The following is a 12939-nucleotide window of genomic DNA, read 5'->3' as shown; positions in this document are numbered from 1 at the left end:
TCAAACATAACCGTAAGTTGAATTAATCGTAAGGCATTAAACCGTGGCAAGAAAAACTCCAATAGAGCGTTATAGAAACATTGGCATTATGGCTCATATCGACGCTGGTAAGACAACGACGACCGAGCGCGTCCTTTTTTACACTGGTGTATCGCATAAGCTTGGTGAAGTACATGATGGTGCGGCCACGATGGATTGGATGGAGCAAGAGCAGGAAAGAGGTATTACGATTACATCGGCAGCTACAACCTGTTTCTGGAAAGGAATGGCAGGGAACTATCCTGAGCATCGAGTTAATATAATAGATACACCTGGTCACGTGGATTTTACGATTGAGGTGGAGCGGTCATTGCGTGTGCTGGATGGTGCGTGTACAGTATTTTGTGCAGTGGGTGGAGTGCAGCCGCAAACAGAGACGGTTTGGAGGCAGGCAAATAAATATAAGGTTCCGCGTCTTGCCTTTGTGAACAAAATGGATCGTTCTGGCGCAAATTTCATGCGTGTGTATGAGCAGATTAAGGCACGATTAAAAGCCATGCCAGTGCCTATACAGTTACCCATAGGGGCTGAGGATAAATTTGAAGGTATTGTTGACTTAGTAAAAATGAAGGCAATTTACTGGGATGATGAAAGTCGCGGGATGAAGTTTGAAGAGCGCGATATACCGGAAAATTTAAAGGAGGATGCGCAAGCTTGGCGTGAAAAAATGCTGGAATCAGCGGCCGAGGCAAACGAAGATTTAATGAATAAATATCTTGAGAGTGGAGACTTGGAAATCTCGGATATAAAAATTGGTCTGCGTGCACGGACTATCAATAATGAAATAGTTCCCATGATGTGCGGAACCGCTTTTAAGAATAAAGGCGTGCAAGCAATGCTGGATGCAGTCATAGATTACATGCCGTCGCCTACCGATGTATTGGCGATACAAGGCGAGAACGAGAGAGGTGAGGCTGATAAACGTAAGGCTGATGACGATGAACCATTCTCAGCGCTTGCTTTTAAGATTGCCACCGATCCGTATGTTGGGCAGCTCATTTTCTTTAGAGTTTATTCCGGTGTTGTTGTTTCTGGCGATACTGTCTATAACCCGGTCAAGGGTAAAAAAGAAAGAATAGGCAGGATATTGCAAATGCATGCGAATCAGCGTGAAGAGATAAAAGAAGTAAGAGCGGGCGATATAGCGGCAGCTGTTGGTTTAAAAGACGTTGTAACGGGAGATACACTTTGTGATCCGCAAAAGGTAATTACATTGGAAAGAATGGATTTTCCAGAACCGGTTATTCATGTTGCTGTTGAGCCAAAAACAAAAATTGATCAAGAAAAAATGGGCATAGCGCTCAACAGATTAGCACAAGAAGATCCTTCCTTCAGAGTGCGCACCGATGAAGAATCGGGTCAAACCATCATTTCTGGAATGGGTGAGTTGCATCTGGAAATTATTGTTGACCGAATGAAACGGGAATTTGGCGTGGAGGCTAATGTTGGTGCTCCTCAAGTTGCATATCGTGAAGCAATAAGAAAGTATGTTGAGATTGAAGGAAAATTTGTTAAACAATCAGGCGGACGTGGTCAGTATGGTCATGTATGGTTGAAAATGGAACCTAATGAGACGGGTAAAGGTTTTGAGTTTGTTGATGAGATAAAAGGCGGTTCCGTGCCGCGCGAATATATACCAGCGGTCGAGAAAGGTTTGCTGGAAACGTTACCAAGTGGAGTATTGGCAGGATATCCCGTGGTAGATGTTAAGGTTACACTTTTTGACGGTTCATATCACGATGTTGATTCAAACGAAAATGCGTTCAAGATGGCTGCATCAATAGCATTTAAAGATGGCATGCGTAAAGCCAATCCGGTGCTGTTAGAGCCAATGATGGCGGTTGAAGTGGAATCACCAGAAGATTTCATGGGGAACGTAGTTGGAGATTTGTCGTCTAGACGTGGCATGATACAAGGGATGGAAGACGTGCCTGGGTTTAAAGTAATTCGAGCCGAGGTGCCGCTAGCAGAAATGTTTGGTTATTCGACAGCATTAAGATCGGCCACGCAGGGTAGGGCAACTTACTCAATGGAATTTAAACATTATTCAGAAGCACCGAAAAATGTGGCTGATGCGATAATCAATAAAAAATAATCGAATTGGATAGAGTGTAGAGGGATAAAACATGGCAAAGAGTAAATTTGAGCGGTCGAAGCCACACGTAAATGTTGGTACGATAGGGCACGTGGATCATGGTAAGACGACGCTGACGGCGGCGATTACGACGATATTGACGAAGAAATTTGGCGGAGAAGCGAAGAGCTACGATCAGATTGACTCAGCACCGGAAGAGCGTGCGCGTGGGATTACCATTAATACGGCACACGTGGAATACGAAACGTCGAATCGTCATTATGCGCATGTGGACTGTCCTGGGCACGCGGATTATGTGAAAAACATGATCACGGGTGCGGCACAAATGGATGGAGCCATATTGGTGGTGTCTGCTGCCGATGGTCCAATGCCGCAAACACGAGAACATATCCTGCTGGCGCGCCAAGTAGGCGTTCCTTACATCATTGTGTATATGAATAAAGCAGATATGGTGGATGACGCCGAGCTCATAGAGCTGGTGGAAATGGAAATACGCGAACTATTATCCAAATATGACTTTCCGGGTGATGACACTCCGATTATTGTAGGCTCGGCGCTGAAAGCGCTGGAAGGCGATCAAAGCGATATCGGAGAGCCTTCCATATTAAAATTGGCGGAAGCGCTGGATAGCTACATACCACAACCGGAACGCGCAATCGACGGCGCATTTATCATGCCGGTAGAAGATGTTTTCTCGATTTCGGGCCGTGGAACGGTTGTAACGGGACGGGTTGAAAGAGGCATCATCAAAGTAGGCGAAGAGATAGAGATCGTAGGCCTTAAACCCACGCTGAAGACAGTATGCACGGGCGTTGAAATGTTCCGTAAACTATTGGATCAAGGTCAAGCCGGTGATAATGTGGGAATACTGCTACGTGGCACGAAACGTGAAGAAGTAGAACGCGGACAAGTGCTGGCAAAACCGGGTAGCATATCGCCACATACCAAATTCACAGCGGAAATATATGTATTGAGCAAGGAAGAAGGTGGAAGACATACCCCATTTTTTCCTGGTTATCGCCCACAGTTTTATTTCAGAACGACGGATGTTACGGGGGCGATTGAATTACCGGCGGGTACGGAAATGGTGATGCCCGGGGATAACGTATCGGTAACGGTCAATCTGATAGCGCCGATTGCGATGGAAGATGGGCTGCGATTTGCGATACGGGAAGGTGGACGTACGGTTGGTGCAGGCGTCGTCGCAAAAATTATTGAATGATATTTTATAAGGCGAAATAGAGTTAGAGTCAATCCAGTTGTAAAATTGAATCTATAAACTCGAGATTAAAATATATATGCAAAACCAAAAAATTAGAATTCGTCTAAAAGCATTCGATTATCGGTTGATAGATAAATCGGCACTGGAAATTGTAGAAACAGCAAAAAGAACTGGAGCTGTTGTTAAGGGCCCCGTTCCATTGCCGACTAGAATCGAACGTTTTGATGTGTTGAGATCGCCTCATGTAAATAAAACATCTCGTGATCAGTTCGAGATTAGAACGCACTTAAGATTAATGGATATCATTGATCCAACAGACAAAACAGTCGATGCTTTAATGAAATTGGATTTGCCTGCTGGTGTGGATGTGGAAATCAAATTATAAGTTTTTTTAAATAGTTAGAGTATTTAGTTCTTCTTAATAAAGACATGTGCTCTTAGATCGAGGCGGAAAATGGCAATAGGGTTGATTGGTCGTAAAATTGGAATGACTCGGATTTTTACTGAGAATGGTGATAGCTTGCCAGTAACTGTCATTGATGTTTCCAATAATCGCATAACTCAGTTAAAAAGGTCTGATACAAATGGTTATTCTGCGGTGCAATTAACATTTGGAAAAAAAAGACCTAATAGAGTCAATAAATCAATTGCAGGGCACTTCTCAAAAGCAGGTGTAGAAGCAGGAAGCACTATAAAAGAGTTTAGAGTAACTTCAGATGAAGATATCAATGAGCTACAAAATGGCGCTACAGTTACATGTGGTATATTCAAAGTTGGCCAAAGAGTGGATGTGTCTGGAACAACTATTGGCAAAGGCTATGCAGGAACGATAAAGTTGCATCACTTTTCTTCAAATCGAGCTAGTCACGGTAATTCAAAAGCGCATAATAAACCAGGATCAATTGGGATGGCGCAAGATCCCGGTCGAGTTTTTCCCGGTAAAAGAATGTCAGGCCACATGGGTAATGTAAGAAGAACTATTCAAAATATAGAGATATTAAGAATTGATGAAGCAAGGAGTTTATTGCTTTTAAAAGGCGCAATACCAGGATCTAAAGGCGGCAATGTCATAGTGCGTTCGAGCATTAAAGTAAGAAAATAGATTGATTAATAAAACGAAATAACAATAGGATGAACAGGTAATGGAGTTGAAGCTTATCGGTGAAAAGAATCAGGCAACAGAAAATATCACTGTTTCTGATGAACTTTTTAATAAAGATTACAATGAGGCACTTATTCATCAAGTTATAACTTCTTATCTATCAAATGCGCGAGGAGCTACGCGAGCTCAGAAAGGGCGTGCAGATGTTGCCAAGTCAACTCGTAAGCCATGGCGGCAAAAAGGAACAGGGCGCGCTCGTGCCGGTATGGCATCAAGTCCAATATGGCGCGGAGGCGGAAAAATTTTTCCAAATAGTCCTGATGAGAATTTTAGAAAAAAACTCAATAAAAAAATGTATCGTACCGGTATAAGTATCATTTTGTCTCAGTTAGTACGTGATGAGCGATTAATGATTATAGATAACTTTAATGTCGATACGCATAAAACTAAAGCTTTTAAAGAAAAACTAATTGCATTAGGGCTCAGTGAGGTTATGTTGATTACGAATAATGTGGATGAAAATTTGTATCTCTCATCGCGCAATATTCCACATGTTTCTGTAGTTGAAGTGAAGAATGTAGATCCGGTAAGTCTTTTGAAATTTGAAAAGATTTTACTTACAACAGAAGGATTGAAGAATCTTGAGGAACTTCTGTCATGAAAAATTCAAATATTAATCAAGAACGTTTATTAAAAGTCATATTAGCGCCGCATATCTCAGAGAAAGCTACATTTATCGGAGAGAAAAATAATCAAACGGTATTTCGTGTAGCAACAGATGCAACTAAAAAAGAAATAAAACATGCCATAGAGTTATTATGGAAAGAACAAAAGATAGAAGTGAAGAATGTTCAAACGATAAATGTGAAAGGAAAAAGCAAAAGATTTGGACGTTTTATGGGACGCAGAAGTGATTGGAAAAAAGCCATCGTAAGCATTAAGGCAGGGCAGGAATTGAGTTTTGCAAATTTTTCAAATGCAGAGGTTAAATAATGGCCCTTGTTAAATTAAAACCGACTTCACCTGGAAGAAGATCAGTAGTTAAAATAGCAAATAATGATCTGTACAATGGCGAACCTTATAAAAATTTAATAGAAAAACAAACTAAAACTGCGGGACGTAATCATTATGGTCGCATCACTACAAGGCATCGTGGGGGCGGACATAAACAACACTATAGATTGATAGATTTTAAACGTGATAAAGATGATATAACTGGTATCGTCGAACGTATTGAGTATGACCCTAATAGGACAGCAAATATTGCTTTAATTTGCTATCAGGATGGGGAAAGAAGGTACATTATTGCTCCAAAAGGATTAGCAGTAGGCACAAAAATTTCTAGTGGTAAAAATGCTCAAATAAAACCTGGAGATGCGCTACCTTTACGCAATATACCGATGGGGACGATAATTCATTGTGTTGAATTATTGCCAGGAAAAGGCGCCCAATTAGCACGATCGGCTGGTGCTTCGATACAATTACAAGCACGAGAAGGAAATTATGCACAACTGAAACTTCGCTCAGGAGAGATGCGGAAAGTGCATATTGATTGTCGTGCCACAATCGGTGAAGTAGGTAATGCTGAACACAACTTAAGATCTATTGGTAAAGCAGGTGCAGTTCGGTGGCGTGGAATTAGACCAACTGTACGAGGTGTGGCAATGAATCCTATAGATCACCCACATGGTGGTGGAGAAGGAAGGACATCCGCAGGAAGGCATCCAGTCAGTCCATGGGGAACACCAGCTAAGGGTTATAGAACTCGAAAAAATAAAAGAACAGAAGTGATGATAGTTCGTCATCGTTATTCAAAAAAAGGATAATAGATTAAATGGCACGATCAGTTAAAAAGGGACCATTTGTAGATACGCATCTAATGGAAAAGATAGTGAAAGCGCGTGAAACAAATGATAAGAGACCTGTTAAAACATGGTCAAGACGGTCCACCATATTGCCCGATTTTATAGGGATAACAGTGGCCGTACACAATGGTAAGCAACATATTCCTGTTTTTGTGACAGAAAATATGATTGGTCATAAATTTGGTGAATTTTCACTTACACGTACTTTTAAAGGCCATGCTGGCGATAAAAAAGCAGTTACTAAGCGATAGGAATTAATATGGAAACTACTGCTAAATTGCGCGGGGTTAGGTTATCAGCACAAAAAGGACGTCTTGTGGCAGATCAAATAAGAGGTCTGACAGTTGATAAAGCACTGAATATTTTGACTTTCAGCCCTAAAAAAGGCGCAGAAATAATTCGAAAAATCTTGGAATCAGCCATTGCAAATGCAGAACATAATGATGGCGCTGACATTGATGAATTGAAAGTCTCATCTATATATATTGATAGAGGAGTACTGATGAAACGAACAAGTGCACGTGCTAAAGGTCGTGGCAACAGAATTGTTAAGCCTACATGTCATATCTCGTTAACAGTAAGCGATAATGGTAGTCAAATTAAATAAAATCAAAGGCACTAATTGATATGGGTCAAAAAATACATCCAATCGGGTTTCGTCTTTCAGTTCAAAGAAATTGGTTGTCAAAGTGGTATGCAAATAGCAATAACTTTGCAACTATGCTGAATGAGGATATAAAAGTACGGACTTTTCTTAATGAAAAGCTTAAAAATGCCTCGGTTGGTAGAGTTTTGATAGAAAGACCATCAAAAAATGCAAGGATTACTATTTACAGTTCTCGTCCAGGTGTGGTCATTGGCAAAAAGGGAGAAGATATAGAGGTATTGCGCACTGAGCTCCAAAAAAGAATGGGGGTTCCCGTCCATGTTAATATCGAAGAAATAAGAAAACCAGAACTGGATGCGCAACTAATTGCCGATAATATCGCTCAACAATTAGAAAAAAGAATTATGTTTCGTAGAGCAATGAAACGGGCAATGCAGAATGCTATGAGATTGGGAGCTCAAGGTATAAAAATAATGAGTTCGGGTAGATTGAACGGGATAGAAATTGCCCGAACGGAATGGTATAGAGAAGGCCGAGTTCCTCTTCATACTTTAAGAGCAGATCTCGACTATGCAACTTCAGAAGCTAAAACTACTTATGGCATTATTGGCATTAAAGTGTGGGTTTTTAAAGGCGAGATACTTGGAAAAAGTGACGCAAATAGCTTAAATGTCTTAGGTACTGTTTCTGATAGTGAGAAAAAGAAAATTAGTAAAAAATCCTCTCCATCGTTTATTAAAGAATCCGATTCTAAAATAGATAAAAGCATTGAATGATTTAAACATTTATTTACAATTACTAGATTCTTTGATATCTGATAAAAATAAATTCTGGGGAAAGAAATGCTTCAACCAGCGCGTACTAAATATAGAAAGCAGCAAAAAGGAAGAAATACCGGCATCGCAACACGAGGCTCAAAAGTTAGCTTTGGTGAATTTGGTCTAAAAGCAGTTGATAGAGGCCGATTAACAGCACGTCAAATAGAAGCTGCTCGAAGAGCTATGACAAGACATATCAAAAGGGGTGGCCGTATCTGGATACGGATTTTTCCTGATAAACCAATTTCACATAAACCAGCTGAAGTACGGATGGGAAATGGTAAAGGAAGTCCAGAGTATTATGTTGCTGAAATTCAGCCTGGGAAGGTTCTTTATGAAATGGATGGAGTTAGTGAAGAACTAGCTAAAGAAGCGTTTAGACTAGCTGCAGCAAAATTACCAATTAAAACAGTATTTACTATTAGGCAATTTGGCGGATAACAATGAAAGTTAGTGAATTGAAAGAAAAATCATTATCTGAACTCAATAAAGAACTCATTTCCTTATTAAGAGTGCAATTTAGCTTAAGAATGCAATTAGCTACACAACAACTTTCAGACACAAGTCGAATGAAGATGGTTAGAAAAGATATCGCAAGAGTTAAAACAATTATGACTCAGAAAGCAAGTTAATTATGAATAGCGAAAAATTGAAACGTACACTGACTGGTCGTATCACAAGTAATAAAATGGATAAAACAGTAACAGTATTGGTTGAACGCAGAATAAAACACCCACTTTATGGAAAATTTGTAATTAGATCAAAAAAATATCATGCTCATGTTGAGAATGAACATTTATCTATAGGTGATATTGTTTTAATAGAAGAATGTCGTCCATTATCAAAAACCAAGAATTGGAAAGTAGTAAAACACGTTAATAATGTATCCGAGAGATAAATAGTTTCTTTGCTACTTGAAGTGCGTGATTTTCTATAAATTATATCAAAAAAGAGTGTTTTCTTGTATAATGCCGCCTTTTTGATTCGTCGGGATACTTATTAAAATAAATATTTATTTGATCGAAATAAATCTAAATAAATATTCAATATGAGTTTTTAAAAAGAGAATATTAAATGATACAAATGCAATCAATATTGCGAGTTGCAGATAACACAGGTGCGAGATCATTGATGTGTATCAAAGTTCTTGGTGGATCAAAGAGAAAATACGCAGGTATTGGCGATATAATTAAAGTGAGCATCAAAGATGCAGCGCCAAGAGGACGTGTGAAAAAAGGCGAAGTATATAATGCTATTGTAGTACGTACAGCAAAAGGTGTGAGACGTATAGATGGTTCTTTGTTAAAATTCGATGAAAATGCCGCCGTGCTTTTGAATAACAAACTTGAGCCGATTGGAACACGGATATTTGGTCCAGTCACTCGTGAGTTGCGTAATGCGCGCTTTATGAAGATTGTGTCGCTTGCTCCAGAAGTTCTGTAATATCGAGAAGAGAATAGATATGAAAAAAATTAAAAAAGATGATGATGTAATTGTAATTACTGGAAAAGATAAGGGAAAAAAAGGTACAGTACTTCGTACGATCGGTTCTGAGCGTTTGCTGGTGCAAGGAATAAATTCGGTAAAAAAGCATCAAAAGCCTAATCCTTCAACCGGAGTCACTGGAGGAATAATTAATAAAGAAATGCCAATTCATATTTCGAATGTCGCAATTTATAACTTCACATCAAAAAGAGCTGATAGAGTAGGGTTTAGAGTAGATTCTAATGATAAAAAAGTGCGTTTTTTTAAAACTACAAATGAATTGATTGAAGTATAAAAGGAATTGTAATTATATGGCTCGTTTACAGGATTATTACCGTAATACAGTAGCAAAAGAATTAAAAAAGCAATTTGGATACAAATCAGTAATGGAAGTGCCGTGTATAACTAAAATTACACTTAATATTGGATTGGGCGAAGCGACAATTGATAAAAAAGTGATTGAGAATGCAATTTCTGATATAAAAAAGATTTGTGGTCAACAGCCGGTTGTGACAAAAGCTAAGAAATCTATTGCAACTTTTAAAGTTAGAAAAGATTATCCAGTAGGTTGCATGGTAACTCTTAGGAAGGTTCGGATGTATGAGTTTCTTGATAGACTAATTACTATAGCAATACCTAGAATTCGGGATTTCAGAGGAATATCTGGAAAATCATTCGATGGAAGAGGAAATTATAATATAGGTATAAAAGAACAAATTATATTTCCTGAAATTGATTACGATAAAATAGACGCTTTACGCGGTATGAATATTTCGATTACAACAACTGCAAAAAATGATGTAGAAGCGAAAGCTTTGTTGGCAGCATTTAGTTTTCCCTTCAAGAATTGAGGAAGTTATGGCTAAGTTATCAACAGTGAATAGAAATAATAAAAGACAAAAATTAGTAAGTAAATATTTTGAAAAAAGAAAAAACTTATGCGAAATAATTTCAAATTATTCACTGGATGAAGATGATAGGTTAAAAGCTAGACAGCAATTACAGAAACTTCCAAGGGATTCAAGCGCTGTTAGATTAAGAAATAGATGCGAATTAACAGGAAGACCACGAGGAGTTTATTCTAAATTTGGACTTGGAAGAAACAAATTGAGAGATATGGCAATGAGTGGAAAAATTCCAGGAATCATAAAAGCTAGTTGGTAATTTTTTGTCTAATAAGTTAATCATAGTATAAATAATTAATTATAGAGTGTAATCAATATGAGTATGAGCGATCCGATTGCAGATATGCTAACAAGAATTAGAAATGCTCAGATGGCAAGAAAGCAATTTACTAAAATGGAAAGTTCTCGCTTAAAAGTGGCAATTGCTAATGTTTTAAAAGAAGAAGGTTATATTGATTCTTATAGTGTTATTAACGAAAATAGCAAAAGTACATTAGAAATTTTACTAAGATATTATGCAGGTAAGCCTGTAATTGAGAATATTAAACGTATTAGTAAACCTGGTTTAAGAATTTACAAATCTAGTAAGGATTTACCAAATGTTATGAATGGCCTTGGCACTGCAATTGTTTCAACGTCGCAAGGTGTGATGACGCAAAATAAAGCGCGCGAGTTAGGTATAGGCGGCGAACTCTTGTGCATTCTAGTTTAGAGGATTTTATTAAATGTCTCGTGTAAGTAATAATCCAATATCTGTTCCTGATAATGTTCAAATCTCTTTATCTGGACAAGATATCACGATAAAAGGACCTCTTGGGGCTTTAGAGTATCCTATCGCAAGTGAGATTAGTGTGGATCAGATAGATGGTTTTCTGAAAATTAAAGCAAATTCTAATTCTCAACATGCAAATGCGTTATCTGGAACATTCAGGGCATTAATTGCAAATATGGTTCATGGAGTTTCAAAAGGATTTGAAAAGAAATTGCAACTAGTTGGAGTTGGTTACAGAGCGCAAGCAACTGCTAATAAATTAAGTCTCACACTTGGGTTTTCACATCCAATAAACTTTGAAATTCCTGATGGAATTAAAATTGAAACTCCAACACAAACCGAGATAATAATTAAAGGCATTGATAAACAAAAGGTTGGGCAAGTTTCGGCTGATATTAGAGCATACAGAAAACCAGAACCTTACAAAGGAAAAGGTGTTCGTTATTCAGATGAAATTATTGTTCTTAAAGAAACTAAGAAAAAATAAGTGAAATTAACATGCTGAATTTGAAAGAAAAGCGTATTAGAAGATCAAAAAAAACTCGTGCCACTATAGCCGAATTGGGTGTCATTAGATTATCTATACATAGAAGTAACTCGCATATATATGCACAGTTGATTGATGATAAGAAAAATAAAACTATTGTTAGTGCATCTACCTTGGAACCTGATGTAAGGAAGGAAATTAAAGTGGGTGGTAATATTGAGGCGGCTGTAATAATTGGAAAAAGAATTGCAGAAAAAGGAATAAAGTTTGGTATATCAAATATTGCATTTGACAGATCTGGATATAAATACCATGGTCGAGTTAAGGCTTTAGCTGAGGCAGCTCGTGAAGAAGGGTTGAAATTCTAACAGAATGTAATGATATCCAAGGTCAAAATATGAGTACTAAAACGATAGGTGCAGAAGAAGGTGGCGATAATTTACGTGAAAAAATGGTTGCTATCAACAGGGTTACAAAAGTTGTTAAAGGTGGTCGTATTTTAGGATTTGCGGCACTTACTGTAGTCGGAGACGGTGATGGCGGAGTTGGCATGGGTAAAGGTAAATCACGTGAAGTGCCAGTCGCAGTGCAGAAAGCAATGGATGAAGCTCGTCGAAAAATGATAAAAGTTAAATTGAAAAATGGGTCTATATATCATCCTATAACCGCATCACATGGTGCTGCTAAGGTATATATGCAACCAGCACCTGAAGGAACAGGTATAATTGCTGGAGGACCTATGCGAGCTATATTTGAAGTCATGGGAATGACCAATATTTTAGCTAAGTGCATTGGTTCTACAAATCCATATAATGTAGTTAGAGCAACACTAAAAGGCTTAGATCAAATGAATACTCCAGCAACAATTGCAGCTAAGCGCAATAAGACAATAAAAGACATAATAGGTTGAAATTATGGTTAATTCTCAAAAAGAAAAAACTATCAAAATTACACTTATTAAAAGCTTGATAGGAACAAAAGAATCGCATAAAGCTACAGCTCGAGGTTTAGGGCTGAGGAAATTAAATAGTTCTTCAATACTTAAGGATACACCCGAAATACGTGGAATGATTGACAAGATTAATTATTTAGTTAAATGCGATTAAATTATGTATTTGAATTCTATTAAACCTTCTGAAGGTTCGAAAAAAAATAAAGTGCGAGTTGGACGTGGTATTGGTTCAGGTTTTGGGAAAACCTGTGGTAGGGGACATAAAGGGCAAAAATCAAGGTCTGGAGGGTTTCATAAGGTGGGTTTCGAAGGTGGGCAAATGCCAATTCAACGTCGTTTGCCAAAAAGAGGTTTTGTGATTTTAAGAAAACGAGAATATCCTAATATACGTTTGAATGATTTGAATTCACTTTCCGAATTAGAGATTACTATTGAAACTTTGATTGCAAATAATATAGTTCCCAAAAAAACGAATAAAGTTAAAATATTTCAATCTGGAAATTGTACAAAAACCTTTAATTTTAAGAATATTGTGATTAGTAAAGGAGCTAAAGATATACTTTTGACTTCTGGAAGTACAATTTCATAAT

Annotated in this window: 23 protein-coding genes; all 23 read left to right on the top strand. The window is 37.9% G+C overall.

From position 1 onward, the window contains the following. Positions 1–43 precede the first annotated feature (43 nt). The 23 genes from fusA to rplO all read left to right on the top strand — a co-directional run bounded on the left by fusA (position 44) and on the right by rplO (position 12938). A complete protein-coding gene (gene fusA / locus R2083_RS10830; RefSeq protein WP_317538441.1) occupies positions 44–2134 on the top strand; it encodes an elongation factor G in 2091 nt (696 codons plus the stop codon). A gap of 31 nt (positions 2135–2165) precedes the next feature. Further along, positions 2166–3356: an elongation factor Tu gene (gene tuf, locus R2083_RS10825; protein WP_317529986.1), complete on the top strand. Its 1191-nt coding sequence runs from the start codon at positions 2166–2168 to the stop codon at positions 3354–3356. Positions 3357–3432: 76 nt separating this feature from the next. Then, positions 3433–3741 carry a 30S ribosomal protein S10 gene (rpsJ, locus tag R2083_RS10820; RefSeq protein ID WP_013966801.1) on the top strand — a complete coding sequence of 103 codons (309 nt, stop codon included), beginning with the start codon at positions 3433–3435 and terminating at the stop codon, positions 3739–3741. A 69-nt stretch (positions 3742–3810) separates the two neighbouring features. Next, on the top strand, positions 3811–4458 hold the full coding sequence (rplC, locus tag R2083_RS10815; protein ID WP_317531273.1) for a 50S ribosomal protein L3: 648 nt from the start codon (positions 3811–3813) through the stop codon (positions 4456–4458). A 40-nt stretch (positions 4459–4498) separates the two neighbouring features. Next, positions 4499–5119: a 50S ribosomal protein L4 gene (gene rplD / locus R2083_RS10810; RefSeq protein WP_317531272.1), complete on the top strand. Its 621-nt coding sequence runs from the start codon at positions 4499–4501 to the stop codon at positions 5117–5119. After that, positions 5116–5451 carry a 50S ribosomal protein L23 gene (gene rplW / locus R2083_RS10805; RefSeq protein WP_317531271.1) on the top strand — a complete coding sequence of 112 codons (336 nt, stop codon included), beginning with the start codon at positions 5116–5118 and terminating at the stop codon, positions 5449–5451. The genes rplD and rplW overlap by 4 nt, the downstream gene beginning before the upstream one ends. Continuing rightward, positions 5451–6284, top strand: a complete 834-nt coding sequence (gene rplB / locus R2083_RS10800) for a 50S ribosomal protein L2 (protein WP_317538440.1) — start codon at positions 5451–5453, stop codon at positions 6282–6284. The genes rplW and rplB overlap by 1 nt, the downstream gene beginning before the upstream one ends. 8 nt (positions 6285–6292) lie before the next feature. Beyond that, positions 6293–6574, top strand: a complete 282-nt coding sequence (gene rpsS, locus R2083_RS10795; RefSeq protein ID WP_317531269.1) for a 30S ribosomal protein S19 — start codon at positions 6293–6295, stop codon at positions 6572–6574. 8 nt (positions 6575–6582) lie between these two features. After that, the gene (rplV, locus tag R2083_RS10790) at positions 6583–6930 is read left to right on the top strand and encodes a 50S ribosomal protein L22 (protein ID WP_317538439.1); all 348 of its coding nucleotides are present in this window, start codon (positions 6583–6585) and stop codon (positions 6928–6930) included. Between the two features lie 20 nt (positions 6931–6950). Further along, complete coding sequence (rpsC, locus tag R2083_RS10785) at positions 6951–7706, top strand: 30S ribosomal protein S3 (RefSeq protein ID WP_317538438.1); 756 nt, start codon at positions 6951–6953, stop codon at positions 7704–7706. A 66-nt stretch (positions 7707–7772) separates the two neighbouring features. Continuing rightward, a complete protein-coding gene (rplP, locus tag R2083_RS10780) occupies positions 7773–8189 on the top strand; it encodes a 50S ribosomal protein L16 (protein ID WP_090319395.1) in 417 nt (138 codons plus the stop codon). A 2-nt stretch (positions 8190–8191) separates the two neighbouring features. Next, a complete protein-coding gene (gene rpmC / locus R2083_RS10775) occupies positions 8192–8380 on the top strand; it encodes a 50S ribosomal protein L29 (RefSeq protein WP_317531266.1) in 189 nt (62 codons plus the stop codon). A 2-nt stretch (positions 8381–8382) separates the two neighbouring features. Next, complete coding sequence (gene rpsQ, locus R2083_RS10770; RefSeq protein WP_317531265.1) at positions 8383–8646, top strand: 30S ribosomal protein S17; 264 nt, start codon at positions 8383–8385, stop codon at positions 8644–8646. Between the two features lie 176 nt (positions 8647–8822). Then, positions 8823–9191, top strand: coding sequence for a 50S ribosomal protein L14 (gene rplN / locus R2083_RS10765; RefSeq protein ID WP_317531264.1), 369 nt, complete (start codon positions 8823–8825; stop codon positions 9189–9191). Between the two features lie 19 nt (positions 9192–9210). Further along, entirely contained in the window at positions 9211–9528 is a 318-nt protein-coding gene (gene rplX / locus R2083_RS10760) for a 50S ribosomal protein L24 (protein ID WP_317538437.1), read from the top strand. Positions 9529–9544: 16 nt separating this feature from the next. Continuing rightward, the gene (gene rplE / locus R2083_RS10755; protein ID WP_317531262.1) at positions 9545–10084 is read left to right on the top strand and encodes a 50S ribosomal protein L5; all 540 of its coding nucleotides are present in this window, start codon (positions 9545–9547) and stop codon (positions 10082–10084) included. 7 nt (positions 10085–10091) lie between these two features. Continuing rightward, positions 10092–10397, top strand: coding sequence for a 30S ribosomal protein S14 (gene rpsN / locus R2083_RS10750; RefSeq protein ID WP_317531261.1), 306 nt, complete (start codon positions 10092–10094; stop codon positions 10395–10397). 57 nt (positions 10398–10454) lie between these two features. Then, positions 10455–10850, top strand: a complete 396-nt coding sequence (gene rpsH / locus R2083_RS10745) for a 30S ribosomal protein S8 (RefSeq protein WP_317538436.1) — start codon at positions 10455–10457, stop codon at positions 10848–10850. Between the two features lie 13 nt (positions 10851–10863). Continuing rightward, positions 10864–11397, top strand: coding sequence for a 50S ribosomal protein L6 (gene rplF, locus R2083_RS10740; protein WP_317531259.1), 534 nt, complete (start codon positions 10864–10866; stop codon positions 11395–11397). A gap of 11 nt (positions 11398–11408) precedes the next feature. Continuing rightward, positions 11409–11765, top strand: a complete 357-nt coding sequence (gene rplR, locus R2083_RS10735) for a 50S ribosomal protein L18 (RefSeq protein WP_317538435.1) — start codon at positions 11409–11411, stop codon at positions 11763–11765. 29 nt (positions 11766–11794) lie between these two features. Then, positions 11795–12307 (top strand): 30S ribosomal protein S5, encoded by a 513-nt coding sequence (rpsE, locus tag R2083_RS10730; RefSeq protein WP_317538434.1) that lies wholly within the window; start codon positions 11795–11797, stop codon positions 12305–12307. A gap of 4 nt (positions 12308–12311) precedes the next feature. Beyond that, a complete protein-coding gene (rpmD, locus tag R2083_RS10725) occupies positions 12312–12503 on the top strand; it encodes a 50S ribosomal protein L30 (protein ID WP_317531256.1) in 192 nt (63 codons plus the stop codon). Between the two features lie 3 nt (positions 12504–12506). Continuing rightward, positions 12507–12938 carry a 50S ribosomal protein L15 gene (rplO, locus tag R2083_RS10720; RefSeq protein WP_317531255.1) on the top strand — a complete coding sequence of 144 codons (432 nt, stop codon included), beginning with the start codon at positions 12507–12509 and terminating at the stop codon, positions 12936–12938. Position 12939: the final 1 nt, after the last annotated feature.

The sequence above is a fragment of the Nitrosomonas sp. Is35 genome, from assembly GCF_033063295.1.
Classification (GTDB): Bacteria; Pseudomonadota; Gammaproteobacteria; order Burkholderiales; family Nitrosomonadaceae; genus Nitrosomonas.
Note: the sequence above shows the minus strand (reverse complement) of the source record. Positions and strands in the feature narration are given on the sequence as shown.